The organism is Arthrobacter sp. R1-13, assembly GCF_054161475.1.
On sequence record NZ_CP096420.1, the window covers coordinates 1,786,969 to 1,802,831 of the forward strand.

Annotated in this window: 18 protein-coding genes and 1 pseudogene; 8 read left to right on the plus strand and 11 right to left on the minus strand. The window is 62.4% G+C overall.

Annotation, left to right across the window (positions count from 1 at the left end; translation table 11 throughout):
- The first annotated feature begins 124 nt into the window (after positions 1–124).
- From M1D88_RS08165 to M1D88_RS08180, 4 genes are read left to right on the plus strand one after another with little or no spacing between them, the layout of a single operon-like run.
- Positions 125–565, plus strand: coding sequence for a DUF3099 domain-containing protein (locus tag M1D88_RS08165; protein ID WP_458114026.1), 441 nt, complete (start codon positions 125–127; stop codon positions 563–565).
- Positions 562–831 carry a hypothetical protein gene (locus M1D88_RS08170; protein WP_458114027.1) on the plus strand — a complete coding sequence of 90 codons (270 nt, stop codon included), beginning with the start codon at positions 562–564 and terminating at the stop codon, positions 829–831. Before M1D88_RS08165 ends, M1D88_RS08170 begins: the two co-directional genes overlap by 4 nt.
- The gene (locus tag M1D88_RS08175; RefSeq protein ID WP_458114028.1) at positions 832–1,716 is read left to right on the plus strand and encodes an SURF1 family cytochrome oxidase biogenesis protein; all 885 of its coding nucleotides are present in this window, start codon (positions 832–834) and stop codon (positions 1,714–1,716) included.
- A gap of 15 nt (positions 1,717–1,731) precedes the next feature.
- Positions 1,732–2,199 carry a YbaK/EbsC family protein gene (locus tag M1D88_RS08180; protein WP_458114029.1) on the plus strand — a complete coding sequence of 156 codons (468 nt, stop codon included), beginning with the start codon at positions 1,732–1,734 and terminating at the stop codon, positions 2,197–2,199.
- A 17-nt stretch (positions 2,200–2,216) separates the two neighbouring features.
- On the opposite strand, the gene M1D88_RS08185 is transcribed toward M1D88_RS08180, so the two are convergent.
- The 3 genes from M1D88_RS08185 to M1D88_RS08195 form a co-directional block, all read right to left on the minus strand.
- The gene (locus tag M1D88_RS08185) at positions 2,217–2,468 is read right to left on the minus strand and encodes a hypothetical protein (RefSeq protein ID WP_458114030.1); all 252 of its coding nucleotides are present in this window, start codon (positions 2,466–2,468) and stop codon (positions 2,217–2,219) included.
- Positions 2,468–2,680, minus strand: coding sequence for a YegP family protein (locus M1D88_RS08190; protein WP_458114031.1), 213 nt, complete (start codon positions 2,678–2,680; stop codon positions 2,468–2,470). Before M1D88_RS08190 ends, M1D88_RS08185 begins: the two co-directional genes overlap by 1 nt.
- A 222-nt stretch (positions 2,681–2,902) precedes the next feature.
- Complete coding sequence (locus tag M1D88_RS08195; protein WP_458114032.1) at positions 2,903–4,501, minus strand: ABC-F family ATP-binding cassette domain-containing protein; 1,599 nt, start codon at positions 4,499–4,501, stop codon at positions 2,903–2,905.
- Between the two features lie 313 nt (positions 4,502–4,814).
- On the opposite strand from M1D88_RS08195, the gene M1D88_RS08200 reads away from it, so the two are divergent.
- The 3 genes and pseudogenes from M1D88_RS08200 to M1D88_RS08210 all read left to right on the plus strand — a co-directional run bounded on the left by M1D88_RS08200 (position 4,815) and on the right by M1D88_RS08210 (position 6,851).
- Positions 4,815–5,450 (plus strand): biotin transporter BioY, encoded by a 636-nt coding sequence (locus tag M1D88_RS08200; RefSeq protein ID WP_458114033.1) that lies wholly within the window; start codon positions 4,815–4,817, stop codon positions 5,448–5,450.
- Positions 5,451–5,548: 98 nt separating this feature from the next.
- Positions 5,549–6,241: pseudogene (locus M1D88_RS08205) on the plus strand (energy-coupling factor ABC transporter ATP-binding protein); the annotation flags it as partial.
- A complete protein-coding gene (locus M1D88_RS08210; RefSeq protein ID WP_458114034.1) occupies positions 6,228–6,851 on the plus strand; it encodes an energy-coupling factor transporter transmembrane component T family protein in 624 nt (207 codons plus the stop codon). The pseudogene M1D88_RS08205 and the gene M1D88_RS08210, both read left to right, overlap by 14 nt.
- A 44-nt stretch (positions 6,852–6,895) precedes the next feature.
- Here the strand turns inward: M1D88_RS08210 and M1D88_RS08215 are convergent, their stop codons facing one another.
- On the minus strand, positions 6,896–8,119 hold the full coding sequence (locus M1D88_RS08215; RefSeq protein WP_458114035.1) for a thiolase family protein: 1,224 nt from the start codon (positions 8,117–8,119) through the stop codon (positions 6,896–6,898).
- Complete coding sequence (locus M1D88_RS08220) at positions 8,112–9,506, minus strand: class I adenylate-forming enzyme family protein (RefSeq protein ID WP_458114036.1); 1,395 nt, start codon at positions 9,504–9,506, stop codon at positions 8,112–8,114. Before M1D88_RS08220 ends, M1D88_RS08215 begins: the two co-directional genes overlap by 8 nt.
- Positions 9,507–9,567: 61 nt before the next feature.
- On the opposite strand from M1D88_RS08220, the gene ypfJ reads away from it, so the two are divergent.
- The gene (gene ypfJ, locus M1D88_RS08225; RefSeq protein WP_458114037.1) at positions 9,568–10,452 is read left to right on the plus strand and encodes a KPN_02809 family neutral zinc metallopeptidase; all 885 of its coding nucleotides are present in this window, start codon (positions 9,568–9,570) and stop codon (positions 10,450–10,452) included.
- A 141-nt stretch (positions 10,453–10,593) separates the two neighbouring features.
- Here ypfJ and M1D88_RS08230 read toward each other — a convergent pair whose 3' ends face one another.
- The 6 genes from M1D88_RS08230 to M1D88_RS08255 all read right to left on the minus strand — a co-directional run bounded on the left by M1D88_RS08230 (position 10,594) and on the right by M1D88_RS08255 (position 15,803).
- Entirely contained in the window at positions 10,594–10,926 is a 333-nt protein-coding gene (locus tag M1D88_RS08230; RefSeq protein WP_247045237.1) for a metal-sulfur cluster assembly factor, read from the minus strand.
- 12 nt (positions 10,927–10,938) lie between these two features.
- Positions 10,939–11,736, minus strand: coding sequence for a Fe-S cluster assembly ATPase SufC (gene sufC / locus M1D88_RS08235; protein WP_247045239.1), 798 nt, complete (start codon positions 11,734–11,736; stop codon positions 10,939–10,941).
- An 80-nt stretch (positions 11,737–11,816) separates the two neighbouring features.
- On the minus strand, positions 11,817–12,176 hold the full coding sequence (locus M1D88_RS08240; protein WP_458114038.1) for a non-heme iron oxygenase ferredoxin subunit: 360 nt from the start codon (positions 12,174–12,176) through the stop codon (positions 11,817–11,819).
- Between the two features lie 20 nt (positions 12,177–12,196).
- Positions 12,197–13,483, minus strand: coding sequence for a Fe-S cluster assembly protein SufD (sufD, locus tag M1D88_RS08245; RefSeq protein ID WP_458114039.1), 1,287 nt, complete (start codon positions 13,481–13,483; stop codon positions 12,197–12,199).
- Positions 13,484–13,485: 2 nt separating this feature from the next.
- Positions 13,486–14,949 (minus strand): Fe-S cluster assembly protein SufB, encoded by a 1,464-nt coding sequence (gene sufB / locus M1D88_RS08250; protein ID WP_309106837.1) that lies wholly within the window; start codon positions 14,947–14,949, stop codon positions 13,486–13,488.
- Positions 14,949–15,803 carry a helix-turn-helix transcriptional regulator gene (locus tag M1D88_RS08255; protein ID WP_458114040.1) on the minus strand — a complete coding sequence of 285 codons (855 nt, stop codon included), beginning with the start codon at positions 15,801–15,803 and terminating at the stop codon, positions 14,949–14,951. Before M1D88_RS08255 ends, sufB begins: the two co-directional genes overlap by 1 nt.
- Positions 15,804–15,863 lie beyond the last annotated feature (60 nt).

The following is a 15,863-nucleotide window of genomic DNA, read 5'->3' on the forward strand; positions in this document are numbered from 1 at the left end:
TTTCTGCGGCGCACGGCACCGCGGTGGGGGCTGGGTTTACCGCCTCCGATCTTAGCCCCCGTTTGGGTGGTCCTTCCGATGGTGAGAGAATTGAAGCAAGCCTTTGGAGTGTGATTATTCAGCCGTGACACTTGAACACCGACGGGCCTCCCGGGCATCCAGGGAGCCGGACAACGCCTCAGGTGACGCCGAGGTACACAGCATCACCGATGCCGCCACGGCACATTCTGAAGAGATGCGTCAGCGGATGATCAAGTATGCGGTGGCGATGGGTATCCGTATGGTCTGCCTTATCCTCGTCTTCGTTCTGGACGGCTGGTTGAAGATCATTGCTGTTGCCGGTGCGGTGTTCCTCCCTTGGATTGCTGTTGTCATTGCAAATGGCGGCGACAAGGCGGAAATTCATAGCGATTCACTATTGGAATCAGCTCCCTTGGCGGAATTAGACATGCCGGAACCGACGCAAAAGGCTGCGGACGGTGATGACCAGGTTGTGGTGCTGCAGGGAGAACTCCTGGAAGACAACGGGGACAACGTAGAGGGCGAGGACCGCGGAGCTTCATGAGTATTTTTGATCTTGCCGGGAGCGACACCGTTATCCCCGAGGCCAGGTGTTCACGGAAGGGTTGCCGTAAAGCAGCCTCGTGGCAGCTGCTTTGGAACAATCCAAAAATTCATACTCCGGAACGGCGTAAGATTTGGCTGGCGTGCGAGGAACACCGGATTTGGCTTGAGGAATACCTGCAGACGCGGGGACTTTGGAAGCAAACCCTGGAACTTGGTGAACTTCCTTCGGGTCCCGGAAATCTCCCGGCAGGCAGGGACCACTGAATGTACCGCTTTCTCTTTTCCAGCAAGTGGCTGGGCTACTTGGTGTTGGCTGCAGTCTTTGCATCGGCTTGTGTCTTTCTGGGCCGTTGGCAGATGGACAGGCGGGCCGAGACCCTGGCAGAGATCAACAGGGTGACGAGCAACTACTCGGCAGAACCCCTGGCCTTCTCAGAAGCCCGGGACCAGTTTGAGCACCTTGATCCGGAACGTGAGTGGGCGCAGGTTGAGCTGAAGGGCTCCTACGACAATCAGGGCCAACGGATTGTGCGCAACCGGCCTCTCAACGGGCAGCCCGGTTATGAGGTGCTCGTCCCGTTCCGGCTTGAGACGGGTGAGACGGTGGTGGTGGACCGCGGCTGGCTGCCCATCGGGAACAACAATCCGGGCAGACCGGATGCCATACCGGCCCCTCCTGCAGGAAAGGTCATAGTGGTGGTGCGCCTCAAGGCAGGTGAACCGCAACTTCAACGTGGCGCCCCGGAAGGCCAGCTCGCCAGCATCGATCTCCCCACTTACGCAGCAGAGCTCGGTTATCCCCTGATGACGGGCGCTTACGGCCAACTCGCCAGTGAAACTCCTCCGACAGCAGACATGCCAGTCGCCTTCCCGAAACCGTCTGTGGAGGAGGGCACGCACCTCTCTTACTCCCTGCAGTGGTTTGCGTTCGGCATCCTGATGTTCGTCGGTTTCGGCTACGCGGCGAGACAGCAGGCAAGAAACGCGGCGCTTGACGCCGAAGACGATCTGGCAGGACACTCAGGGACCGAAACCGACGTCGAGCACGCCGCCGTATCGCAGCACCGTCGTCGTCCGCTCCCCCAAAAAGCCAGGAAAGCAACCTCAGAGGAAGAGGAAGATGCCATCCTGGACGCGCAAGGCTACTGAGAGGAAGTAATTGCGATGAATCCGGACGCCGTTGCCAATGTGCAGCGAGCCCTGGTTGAAGCCGGCGTCCGGGACACGGTGAAGGTCTTTGAGACTAAGGTGCCCACGGCGTCCGCTGCAGCATGGGTGCTGGGTTGCGAACTCGGGGCCATCACCAACAGTCTGGTATTCGAACTCGACGGCGGCCCACTCCTGATCCTTGCCAGTGGAGCCGCGCGGGTGGACACGGACTACGTCGCATCACAGTTGGGCTCCGAGCGGATACGACGTGCCACAGCCCGCTTCGTCCTTGAACACACAGGGCAGGAAGTCGGCGGAGTAGCGCCGCTGGGCCACCCCCGCAAGATACGGACCCTTTTGGACTCCACACTCGAGCAGCACGAAATCCTTTGGGCCGGAGCCGGAGACCACAACTCCATGTTCTCCATCACCTACCGGGACCTGCAGCGAATCACTGACGCGGAGGTTATGGACGTCCGCTGAGACCGCTGCCAACGCTGTCAGGGCTGGTTTGCGTCAAAGAACCGGTGCTCCGACGTGACCGAACCGGCACTGCTTGATTTCTCCCGAATGAAGTCCAGGTCCTCCCTGGAGAGCGGGATCTGGCCGTGCCGGTCACATTCAATCTTCCCGGTGGCGTCCCTGCGGATCCTGGCTGACATGGTTCGCGGGAGGATTACGCATCCAGGATTCTCCAGCAGCCACGTCCGTGTCTCCGAATCAAGCCTTTCCCACTCATCTTTGAGGTTCATTACACCTTCCATTTTCGTCTTTGATCCAAGGACAAATTCGCTCCGACGATGAGGCCCGTTCCGGCGATCTCGCGGACCTTTGCTATTCCGGCGGCGGCCCGTGCTTTATCTGCATACAGGACGGAGGCAGCCAGAATTTCGCGATTCTCCGAAAGGAGCACCACCCGGAACTGGCCAGTGTCGTCGGTCAGGAGTTCAAATGTTGCGCTCACGTCTGTCCGTCTGGGGGCAGCACGGCGCGACGCCTTAGTGTTATGCGCAGGATTCGGTGGGATGGGTCAACACACAGTTCACGGTCCATGTTTCTTACCCCTGTGAGGAAGAGTCATGGGCCGCTGCTTGACCTCCGCCCCAGAATACCGGGGCAGACTTCAGCCCACAATATCCCGGACGCTGCGCTTCGGTACCAGTGCTGGTTTGAGAGCGAGGCCCTGCTAGGCCAGCGTGATCAGATCCAGGTAGTCCTCGTTCCAAAGGTCCTCAACGCCATCCGGCAACAGAACCACACGCTCAGGGTTGAGGGCTTCGACTGCCCCCTCATCGTGGCTGACGAGGACGACGGCGCCACTGTAGTTGCGCAGCGCACCCAGAATTTCGGCGCGGCTGGCAGGGTCCAGGTTGTTTGTGGGCTCGTCAAGGAGCAGTACGTTCGCGCTGGACGCCACGATGGTGGCCAGGGCGAGGCGGGTTTTCTCGCCGCCGGAGAGGACGCCTGCCGGTTTGTCGACGTCATCCCCTGAGAACAGGAACGAGCCGAGGATGCCGCGCACCTCGGCATCCTGCATGTCCGGAGCCGAAGAGCGCATGTTCTGCAGGACCGTGCGTTCGACGTCGAGCGTCTCATGCTCCTGGGCGTAGTAGCCCACCTTCAGCCCGTGCCCGGGGACAATTTCACCGGTGTCGGGCTTGTCGACGCCAGCGAGCATGCGGAGCAGTGTGGTTTTGCCCGCGCCGTTGAGGCCGAGGATGACGACCTTGGAACCGCGGTCGATGGCAAGATCGACGTCGGTGAAGATCTCAAGTGAGCCGTAGGACTTGCTGAGGCCTTCGGCGGTAAGCGGAGTCTTCCCGCACGGCGAGGGGTCGGGGAACCGGAGGGCAGCCACGCGGTCGTTTTCACGCACAGCCTCCAGGCCTTTCAGTAAGCGCTCGGCCCGCTTCGCCATGTTCTGCGCGGCGACAGCCTTAGTTGCCTTGGCCCGCATCTTGTTGGCTTGGTCAAACAGGACCTGGGCCTTCTTCTCGGCGTTGGCTCGTTCGCGCTTACGCGCGCGCTCGTCCGTCTCACGCTGGAGCAGGTAGCGCTTCCAGTCCATGTTGTAGAAGTCGATCTGCGCCCTGTTCGCATCCAGCAGGAAGACCTTGTTGACGGTGGCTTCCAGCAATTCGGTGTCGTGGCTGATCACGATCAGCCCGCCCTGGTGGTTCTTGAGGAAGTCGCGCAGCCAGGAGATGGAATCGGCGTCAAGGTGGTTTGTCGGTTCGTCAAGGAGCATGGTCTCGGCGCCTGAATACAAGATCCGGGCCAGCTCAACGCGACGGCGCTGGCCACCGGAAAGCGTTTTGAGCGGCTGATTGAGGATGCGGTCCGGCAGAGCGAGGTTTGAGGAAATCGACGCTGCCTCCGCCTCGGCTGCATAGCCGCCGCCCGCGAGGAACTCGGCCTCCAGACGGTCGTAACGGTTCATGGCCTTGCGTTGGATGGTGGCGTCATCGCTGGCCATATCCTCGTGGGCCTGCTTGAGTTTGCCCACCACGACGTCAAGGCCACGGGCGGACAGGATACGGTCGCGCGCCAGCTGTTCCATGTCCGGGGTGCGCGGGTCCTGCGGCAGGTACCCGATCTCACCGCTGCGCGTTACTTTTCCCGCAGCCGGCAAGCCCTCCCCCGCCAGGACTCGGGTCAGAGTGGTCTTTCCTGCACCGTTCCGGCCTACCAGGCCGATCTTGTCTCCCTTGTCGATCCGGAAGCTCACCTGGTCCATAAGGAGACGGGCGCCGGCGCGCAGTTCAAGATCCTGGACGGTAATCACAGCAGGTAATGCCTTTCACAACAGGGAACGCCGCAGCACAACGGATAGGATCTATTGGGGCCGGGGCAGGTAGCCGAGAGAACGGCCTCTACCAGTCTACCGGCAGGGCCAGCGCCGCCTGAAATGCAGAGGTCACCGGAAACAATCCTCCTGGGTGCCCCATGCTCGGCGGATGCTCTCACAAAGAACAATGCCGCGCCCCGGGATTAGTAGACCCCCTACAAAAAACGCGCAGTCGGCGGGACGTATCGTCAGAATCCAGACGTAGTTTTGTGCCGGCGGCTTCTGCCTGCACCCGAGAACAGGATTCACCATGACCCAGACTGACAATGCCGTCACCACTCATTCGCCCGTGCAACGCAAGCGCTGGAACGCGACGGATCTCGGTCTCATCGCTGTTTTCGCCGCGCTCGTTGCCGGCTCGGCTCTGATTGCCGCTATTCCCGTCGGCGGGCTCGGCGTACCCATTACCCTGCAGACGTTGGCGGTCATGCTCACCGGACTGGTGCTGGGCCCGGGACGTGCGTTTGCCGCAGTCGGGCTCTACGTGCTGTTGGGCCTGGCCGGGCTGCCCATCTTCAGCGGCGGGCGCAGCGGCCTGGGTATTCTGGCGGGGCCTTCGGCGGGCTACATCATTGCCTTCCCGCTGGCTGCCGCCGCGGTGGGCTGGCTCGCCGTCGTGATCATCCAGCGCACAGTGAAGTACCGGGGTGTCCTGCTGTTTGGCGCTTGCATGGTCAGCAGCATCGTGCTGGTTCACGCCCTGGGCGTGCTGGGAATGGTGGTCAACGCCAAGCTCGAACTGTCGAAGGCTGTCCTTGCCGACCTTGCCTTCTACCCCGGTGACATCATTAAGAACGTCCTCGCTGTGACCATCGCCCTCGCCCTTCACAAAGCCTTCCCCGACCTCCTCGTGCGTCCGGCCAGGAGCAAGAGCCGCCTGCCGTGAACTCGATAGTCCTGGACCAAGTGAGGGTCGAGGTCGTCGTCGATGGGGCCGAGAGGTCCAAGGTGCTGCTCAGCGGGATATCCCTGACGCTGGCTGAGCAGCGCGTGGGTGTGATCGGAGCAAACGGTTCGGGGAAGTCAACCCTGCTCCGGCTTCTGAATGGCCTGGTGGAGCCCAGCTCGGGCAAAGTGACCGTCAAGGGCAAAGACACCCTGCGAGACGTCCGCTCTGTTCGCCGGGAGGTAGGTTTTGTTTTTACCGATCCGCTCTCCCAGCTCGTGATGCCGACCGGGCGGGAGGACGTGGAGCTGTCACTTAGGCGTTCCATCCGGAACGCACACGAACGCCGCCTCACCGCTGAGTCAACCCTGGAGCGCTTTGGATTGCTGCCCCTTGCTGACCAAAGCATCTATGAACTCTCCGGCGGGGAACGGCAACTTCTTGCCCTCGCAACGGTGTTGGCTGTTGCGCCGTCTGTGCTGGTACTGGATGAACCGTCCACCCTGTTGGACCTTCGCAACCGGGAGCTCCTTCGGCGCACGATTGCCGGACTGGAACAGCAGGTGGTGATGTCCACCCATGACCTGGACCTGGTTCAGGACATGGACCGGGTCCTTGTGGTGGATGACGGAAGGATAGTGTTCGACGGCGCCCCAAGTGCCGCCGTCGCGCATTACCGTCAGCTGTCCGCAGCTTCCCTTCCCCCGCTGCCGCCGGCAGCACCGGCTGGGGAAGAAGCCCGGGAACCGCTCGGGGCTATCCGTGAGGGGAGTATCCGTGAGCGGTTCTAACTTCCTGCTGGTGAATTACGTGGCGGGGACCTCTCCGATCCACCGGGCACCCCTCTGGCTGAAGTTCTTGGGCGTATTTGCCTGCGGCCTGGCGTCATTCCTGATTGTGGACTGGGCGGTGTCGGCAGGCGTGCTGGCGCTCATGTGCGCCCTGTTTTTGGTCAGCGGCGCGGGCGTCCGGAGACTTGTCCGTGCCGTGCGTCCCGTCCTGCCGGTCCTGCTGGTGATCGGGTTGTTCCAGTGGTGGCAGTTGGGGGCACCGACAGCGGGGCGGATCGTTCTGAATATTCTGGTATGCATTGTGGCTGCCTCGCTGCTGACGGCAACCACACCCATTCAACGGCTCCTCGACGGTGTGGTCAGCGCGGCGCGTCCGTTCCAGCGCTTCGGGGCTGACCCTGAACGCTTCGCCCTGACCATTGCCATCATGCTCAGGAGTATCCCGTACATCGCCGGCGCCTATTCAGATGTTCGTGACTCTGCCCGGGCGCGGGGGCTTGAACGGGACCCGAGGGCACGTATTCTTCCCGTCTTCATCACCACCGTGGCCTTCGCACGCCAGACGGGTGACGCCCTTGCAGCGCGCGGCCTGGGCGAAGCCGACCACTGACGCCCGCTGCAAGCAATCAGGGCCAGCGGCATTGCCCCTGCCTGTCAGCTGATAGCCCCATAGCGGAACAAAGCCGCTGTTCCCATGCCTCCGGCGATGCTGATCATGGCAAGGGCAAGCCTCTCCTGTCCTGGACTCCGGCGGGACTGGGCCAGCAGCCTGGTCACGAGGACGGCCCCGGAAGCACCATAGGCATGGCCCAGCGCGAGTGCGCCCCCGTCCCGGTTCACCTGACCCGGATCCAGGCCCAGCAGATCGAGGCAGGCCAGCGTCTGCGAGGCGAAGGCCTCATTGAATTCCACCAGGTCCAGGTCCTGGGCTGTGACGAATTGAGCCGCCAGGAGCCTGGCAGCCGCGGAAGCCGCCCCAATCCCCAATAACTCCGGATCCACGCCTGCCGTATCCGTTCCAAGCACCAGGAGTCCGTCCCGGGCCCCCAGCTCACGTGCCCGTTGGAGGGAGGTGATGACGACGGCGGCTGCTCCGTCGGCGTCGAAGCATGAGTTGCCTGCAGTTACAGTTCCCTGGGTGCTGAAGGCCGGAGGGAACCTTGCAAGCACGCCGGCGGTGAGCCTGGGGCGCGGCCCGTCATCGTCCTTGACGATGCCGGTGCCGGTCCTGCCGCCGGCGCTCTGGAGGGGTTGGATTTCGGACTCGAAGAATCCGGCCTTTGCCGCTTCCAGTGCGCGGCGGTGGCTTTCCAGCGAGAAGGCATCCTGGCGTTCCCGGCTGATGCCATAGCGCACTGCCACATTGTCCGCGGCAACGCCCATATCCGGGTCCCCGTAGCTGTGCGGCACAAACTGTGCCCGACTGAAAAATTCAGGCTCACCCGCAATCCCGCGGTGGGCCCGCAGCGGCGCCGTGCTGATACTCTCAACGCCGCCAGCGAGGTAGGCACCGTTGCCGCCCGCCGCCACCATGCGGGAGGCGAGCACGATCGCATCCAGACCCGAACCGCATTGGCGGTCAACGGTGACTCCCGGCACTGACACAGGCAGTCCGGCCTCCAGCAGGGCCAGCCGGGCAACATTTCCGTTCCCTCCTACAGCGTTGCCCACCACCACGTCAGCGACAGCGTCGGCGCTCAGCCCGGATTCCGCCAGCAGGGCGGCCAGCACGGGCGCCAACAGTTCGTGAGCACGCAGGGAACTGAGTGCTCCTCCTGAGCGGCAGAGCGGTGTGCGCCGGGCCTCGATAATCACCGGCTGACGATCGTCAGGAAGAGCGGTCACACCGCGGGAATCGTCGTTTCCGGTTTCAGACAAGGCGTCGGGCCTTCCGGTCGCCCTCGCCAATCCAGTCGAGCAGAAGCTGCCGGCTGACCTTGCCGCGGTCAGTCAACGGGAGCTCGGGCAGGATGTAGTACTGAATGGGCCGCTTGTCGCGGGCCAGTACCTCTTCGAGCCCTGTTTTCACCTGCGTGGCAGTGACGCCGCCGTGGGAGGGAACAATGCCGGCCACAACACGTTGACCGCGAAGATCGTCCGGCATCCCCGCAGCTACCGCGGCTGCGACTCCCGGCACGGAAGCCAGAGCCAGTTCCACCTCATGCGGGTAGACGTTTTTGCCTGAGGTGATGATCATGTCCGAGCGGCGGCCCAGGATGTGCAGCTCCCCGTCCGCCAGGTAGCCCTGGTCGCCGACCGTGAACCAGTCGCCGAAGCGCCGAAGTGCCTGGCCGTCGTCTCCCCACAGATAGCCGTTGCTCACCATGCCGCTTCGCACGCAGATGTTGCCGTCGGCGCCGTCGGGCAGGATTCCGCCGTCGTCGTCCATGATCAGGACTTCCACCCCGGGAAACGGGCGCCCGATTCCGGACCCGCCCGGCGAAGGGGTCTGACCTGGAGCGAGGCCCAGTCCGGAGACAAAGCTCAGTTCCGAGGCACCGTAGTACTCGAAAAGGGTGGCGTTGGGCGCCCACCTCCGGGCGGCTTCAAGGGTCCGGGCGTCCAGCTTGGACCCGGCGCAAATGATGCTCCGGACTCCGGAGGCATCTACGCCTCCTAGGAGGCCGCGTTCGCTCAGGAGCCTGAGCATCGTGGGTACCAGCACCAGGCGGGTGATTCCGTCGTGGGTGATGGCGGCGTGGACATCCCCGACGTCAAAGCTTTTGAGGGTATGGAACTCGGAACCCGAGTAAAGGCATTCGGACAGAGCGTAGAGGTTCAGGCTCGATGCCAGCGGTCCGGGGGCCATGGTTTTATCCGCTGCGTCGAGTCCAAAGAAGGCCATGGAGGCCTGGAAGGAACGAACCCAGGATTGCCGCGACCGCGTAAAGGCTTTGGGAACAGACGTGGTGCCGGAAGTCATGCCGATGAGGAAGCTGGAGTCTGCGGGGCCGTCGGCAAGCGCCATTCCTAACGACGCCGGGGCCGGTGCGCCGAGGCGCGACCGGACCTCGCTCCGCAAATGCTCCGGCCAGGACGGATCCAATACGGCGCACTGCCGCTCCCCCGCCACCGCCGCCGCGAAACGGGCCACAAATTCAACAGAATTCCCCTCCGTCAGCACAGTCACTTGTGCTGATTCCGGTACCAGGTCAGCCGCCAGCTTCTGCAGGGACTCCCAGGTCAGCCGTTGGCCGCCAACAACAATGGCGGTTTCGTCGGGACGTTCATTGGCCCAGCGCTGGAGTTGGTCGAGAAAAGGCATCAGAGCCACTTTACCGCCACAGCAAGGTTCCCTCACCGCCCGGCCGGACTATTGTGACGTTATGAGTTTCAATGACGATGTCCCTTTGGATCCATCACAGGTGCAGGACCGTAGGGGCATGGGGCGAGGCACCAAAATCGGCGGAGGCATAGGCGGGGGAATCGTTCTTCTGCTGGCGCTTCTGTTCGGTGTTAACCCTCAACTGCTGGAGGGCCTCGGGGGAACCGTACAGGACCCCTCAGCCCAGAGCCAGGGAACCGCGCCGGCCTGCCGGACCGGAGCGGACGCGGACCAACGTCTTGATTGCCGGATCGTCGGTACGGTGAACAGCCTGAACGCTTTCTGGCCGTCCTACCTTGCCCAGTACAACCGGCAGTACCCGCAACCTGAAACTGTCATCTTCCGGGATGCCACAGACACCGGCTGCGGGGCGGCCACGTCAGCTGTGGGGCCGTTCTATTGCCCGGCGGACACCACGGCGTACTTCGACCCGGGTTTCTTCCAGGAGCTCGTGGACCGGTTCGGTTCATCAGGCGGCCCGCTTGCCCAGGAATATGTTGTGGCCCATGAGTTCGGCCATCATGTCCAGAACGTGCTGGGTTACCTGGACCGCGCCCAGCAGGATCCGCAAGGGCCTGAATCAGGGGCTGTCCGTGTGGAGCTGCAGGCTGACTGCTATGCCGGCCTCTGGGCGCACCACGCCACTCAGCCGGACCCTGTTTCCGGCCAGCCCTTCCTGGACCCACTGACCGAACAGGACCTGAAGGACGCGCTGTCCGCCGCTTCTGCCGTCGGCGATGACCGAATCCAGGAGGCCGCAACGGGAAGGGTCACCCCCGAAGCCTGGACTCATGGCTCCAGCGAACAACGCCAGCGGTGGTTCTACACGGGCTATTCCACGGGCGACATCAACCAATGCGATACCTTCTCGGCCGCAACTCTCTGAACGCTAACTAAGCGTTAAGCACGACGGCGGCCCGTCACCTTCGCGGGAAGGTGACGGGCCGCCGTCGAACTCCTCAACAGGGGCCTCCGCCGCCGAGGGTTCCCTGGCGGAGCTAAGCGAGGTCAGGGAGGCGGTGGGAACCTAGATGTTGAACCCGAGGGCGCGCATCTGGTCCTTGCCGTCATCGGTAATCCGTTCCGGACCCCATGGCGGCATCCACACCCAATTCAGGCGCCATTCGTCCACAACACCGTCCAGTGCCTTGCCGACCTGCTCTTCGAGCACGTCCGTCAGCGGGCACGCAGCGGTTGTGAGCGTCATGTCGATCAGCAGTGCGCCGTCGTCGTCGGAGTATTTCAACCCGTAGAGCAAACCGAGGTCGACAATGTTAACCCCGAGCTCCGGGTCAATGACGTCCTTGAGGGCCTCTTCGACATCCTCAAGGCCCGTCCGGGCGGTATTGATTTCGGTCATGACTGGTCCTTACTAGGCCTGTGCTGCTGCTGCCGCGGCTGCGATGCTCGCTGCCCCGGCGCCTTTAGCGTAGCGGTCGTAGCCTTCTTCTTCGAGTCGGTCGGCCAATTCCGGGCCACCCTCTTCGACTACCTGTCCGTCAACGAACACGTGGACGAAGTCCGGCTTGATGTAGCGCAGAATCCGTGTGTAGTGCGTGATGAGCAGGGTACCCATGTTGCCCTCGGCGTGAGCCCGGTTGACGCCCTCTGACACAACCTTGAGCGCGTCGACGTCGAGGCCTGAGTCGGTTTCGTCGAGGATGGCGAAGCGCGGCTTGAAGAGTTCCAGCTGGAGGATCTCGACGCGCTTCTTCTCGCCACCGGAGAAGCCCTCGTTGACGTTGCGCTGCGTGAAGTCAGCATCGATGCGGAGCTGGGCCATTGCAGCCTTGACGTCCTTGGTCCAGTGACGCAGGGACGGTGCTTCGCCGTCGATGGCGGTCTTCGCGGTGCGCAGGAAGTTGGTCATGCTGACGCCGGGGACCTCCACGGGGTACTGCATGGCGAGGAAGAGGCCTGCCCGGGCGCGCTCGTCAACGCTCATGGCCAGCACGTCCTCGCCGTCGAGGGTGATGGTGCCACCCGTGACGTTGTAGCGGGGGTGGCCGGCAATGGTGGAGGCCAGCGTGGACTTGCCCGAGCCGTTGGGCCCCATGATGGCGTGGGTCTCGCCGGTCTTGATGGTCAGGCTAACGCCCTTCAGGATCTCTTTGGTGCCCTGTTCGGTGTCAATGCTGACGTGCAGGTCCTTGATCTCAAGAGTAGACATGTGTCTTGTTCTCCTCTGCACCATGCCCTCCGGCGGCGGTGCGGTTTCTTGGCTTGAAGTTTTTGATGTGCGGTTGGCGGTTAGCTGAAGTTGGGGGCCTCAGCGCCATTGAGTACGTTGGTGAAGTCCACGTAGACGTCGTCGCCCTCGATGGTGACCGCGAAAACCGGTACCGGGTCGTAGGCAGGCAGCTGAAGGGGCTCTCCCGTGCGGAGATCGAACTGGGATCCATGGCCCCAGCACTCGATCATGCAACCCTCGACTTCACCTTCCGAAAGAGAGACGTCCGCGTGCGAGCAGGTGTCACCAATTGCATGGATGTCACCCATCGAGTCCTTCACGATGGCGACGGGGTAGTCGTCGATCAGGATCCGCAGTGCCTGCTTGAGTTTGATCTCACTGGCGCTGCAGACGAGCTCACCCTTCGGCTGTTCAATCATGTGGTGGTTTCCGTACTCGTTCAGTTATTGGTAGCGGCGAGTTCGCGCTCAACCGCGGCAGTGAGGCGCTCCTCGAGCGCCGGCACCTTGATCTTCTGGATGATTTCGTTCAGGAAGCCCCGAACCACCAGCCGGCGGGCAACCTCTTCGGAGATTCCGCGTGCCATCAGGTAGAACAGGTGCTCGTCGTCGAAACGTCCGGTGGCGCTTGCGTGCCCGGCACCCTCGATCAGGCCGGTTTCAATCTCCAGGTTCGGGACAGAGTCGGCGCGGGCGCCGTCCGTCAAAACCAGGTTGCGGTTGGCCTCGTAGGTGTCCGTGCCTTCTGCTTCCTTACGGATCAGGACGTCGCCTACCCAGACGGTGTGGGCGTTCTTGCCCTGCAGCGCACCCTTGTAAAGAACATTGGACTTGCAGTTGGCCACGGAGTGGTCAACGAACAGCCGCTGCTCAAGGTGCTGGCCGGCGTCGGCGAAGTACAGGCCCAGGAGCTCAACTTCGGCGCCGGTGGCGGTGAAGCGTGCTGAGGGGGTCATGCGCACCAGGTCGCCACCAAGGCTCACCACGATGTGCTTGAACTTCGCGTCGCGGCCAAGCTTTGCCTGCTGTGAGGACGCGTGCACGGAATCGTCATGCCATTCCTGGAGGGAAATGACAGTGAGGTCAGCGCCGTCCCCTACCAGGATCTCGACGTTCTGCGAGACGACGGCGGTGCCCTGGTGGTCAAGGACCACCACAGCCTTGGAGAACTTCTTCGCCTCGATGACGATGTGCTGTGCAGAAGCCTCGGTACCTTGGCCGGTGATCAGGACACTGATTTCATCCGTTACCTGGGCTTCAGCAGGCACGGTGATGACAGTAGCCTCAGTGAAGTTCTCCCAGGCATTGGCCGAAACCCTGTCTTCAGGAATCGCAGCGGAACCGATGCGGTTGTCGTTGCGGTCAACCGTTTCCACCAGGACTCCCAAGGGTGCTGTGACAAGCACCTCAGGGGCAGTTCCGGTCAAGGCGTCCGTGTGGAGCCCGCGAAGGCGCTTCAGTGGCGTGAAGCGCCAGTCTTCCTCCATGCCGGTAAGCGGCTTAAAGTCGGCGAGGTTGTAGGACGTCAGGCGCCCGGCCCGTGAGCTGTCGGGAATCCCGACGCCGCCGCCATGGGAGTGGCTCTTGGCGGAAGCTCCAGCCAGCGGCGCCTTCGATTCAGTGGAATTGATGGGCGAAAGGCTCTCGCCCTCCTCGGTGAAACCGTTGATGAACGGCTGGGCTGAGGGCGCGCCGATTCGCGCTTTTTCGGTGGTGATTTCAGTCATCGTTATCCGACGGACCCTTCCATCTGCAGTTCAATCAGGCGGTTCAGCTCGAGTGCGTACTCCATCGGGAGTTCGCGGGCAATTGGTTCGATGAAGCCGCGGACGATCATCGCCATGGCCTCGTCTTCGCGCATACCGCGGGACATGAGGTAGAAGAGCTGTTCTTCGCTGACCCGGGACACCGTTGCTTCGTGTCCCATAACAACATCGTCTTCGCGGATGTCGATGTACGGGTACGTGTCAGAGCGGCTGATGGTGTCCACCAGCAGCGCGTCACAGCGGACCGTGTTAGCGGAGTGCTTAGCACCTTCGCGCACCTGGACCAGGCCGCGGTAGGCCGCGCGGCCTCCCCCACGGGCCACAGATTTGGACACAATCGAGCTCTTGGTGTTCGGCGCTATGTGGACCATCTTGGAGCCGGTGTCCTGGTGCTGGCCTTCGCCGGCGAACGCGATGGACAGGGTTTCACCCTTGGCGTGCTCTCCCACGAGGTAGACGGCAGGGTACTTCATGGTCACCTTGGAACCGATGTTGCCATCGATCCACTCCATGGTGGCGCCCTCTTCACAGATGGCGCGCTTGGTGACCAGGTTGTACACGTTGTTGGACCAGTTCTGGATGGTCGTGTAGCGGACGCGGGCGCCCTTCTTCACGATGATCTCCACAACGGCTGAGTGCAGCGAGTCGGAGGTGTAAATCGGCGCGGTGCAGCCCTCGATGTAGTGAACGTAGGAGTCTTCGTCCGCGATAATCAGGGTGCGTTCGAACTGGCCCATGTTTTCCGTGTTGATGCGGAAGTATGCCTGCAGGGGGATGTCTACGTGGACGCCCTTGGGCACGTATACGAAGGAACCGCCGGACCAGACAGCCGTGTTCAGCGATGCGAACTTGTTGTCACCCACAGGGATGATGGTGCCGAAGTACTCCTGGAAGATCTCAGGGTGCTCCCGCAGCGCAGTATCGGTATCAAGGAAGATAACGCCCTGCTTTTCAAGGTCTTCACGCAGCTGGTGGTAGACGACCTCGGACTCGTACTGGGCGGCGACGCCGGAGACCAGCCGCTGCTTTTCGGCCTCGGGGATGCCGAGCTTGTCATACGTGTTCTTGATGTCGTCCGGCAGGTCCTCCCAGCTGGTGGCCTGCTTCTCGGTGGACCGCACGAAGTACTTGATGTTGTCGAAGTCGATGCCAGACAGGTCCGCACCCCAGGTGGGCATGGGCTTGCGGTCGAAGTACTTCAGGCCCTTGAGGCGGAGGTCCAGCATCCACTGGGGCTCGCTCTTTTTCTCCGAAATGTCCCGGACAACGTCCTCATTGATCCCACGGCGGGCGTTGGCGCCGACGTCGTTCTTGTCGGACCAGCCGTACTCGTAGGTGCCGATTCCGTGGAGCTCGGGATTCTTTTCCAGAATCTCCGATATCACAGTAGAGTCAGCAACCTTTTTCTCTGATAGTTGGTCCGTCATCACGGCCTTTCTTGCAGATGGTTGGATACTTCGTCCGGGTTTTCCGGCAATACTTCTGAGGTTCCGGGTGTTGCGGGTGTTTCCCGCCCCTGAACCGCCGGTCGACCCGTAGGTATATGGGTAGTACAGACATGCCCCCCGCGGGCCAACGTGGAGAGGCGGCGCACGTCAACGCCTACCAGCCGGGAAAAAACTTCGGTTTCCACGTCGCAGAACACCGGGAACTGGGCAGCGAGCTGTTGAATCGGGCAGTGGCCCTGGCAGAGCTGGACGCTGGAGAGCGCGGCGGGAAGGGGCGCCTTGGCTTCAACGGAAGCTGCGGATGAAACGTAACCGTCCCTGGAGAGGGCCGCGGACAGGGCCCGCGCCCTTGCAGTGATATCAGCCCCGGCTGCTTCAACTTCCGGCGCATAGCGGCGTTCCATATCGGAGAAACGCTCGACGGCGAACTCGCGGACCGCTTCGGAGCCGGCCATGTTCTCAAGCTGCTTGAGTGCAGAGCTTGCAATGTTCAAGTAGTCGTCACCGAGGCTTGATTGGCCCTGTGAGCTCAGAACATAACGGCGGGCGGGACGGCCTGCACCGGCGCCGGCCCTGGCCACGCGCTTTACTTCGATCACTCCCCTGCGGGCGAGGTGATCAAGGTGGCGGCGGACCGCAGCCGGGGTGAAGCCCAGGAGATCACCAAGCTCAGCGGCGCTCACCGGTCCATGCTCCAGAACGGCGTTCAGAACGCGGTCGCGGGTACGGTCCTCAGCCTCGGCGATTGCCGAAGCCGGAACAGCTTGGAGCACCGCCGGCACGCCTGCTGGCGCGCTGCGGCTGATCAAGCGCGCAGAAGTGGATGAGCTCATGGAATACACAACATAATAATGTCGTAATTTAGTCCCGGCATCCAGTAAGGCTAGGCTGGC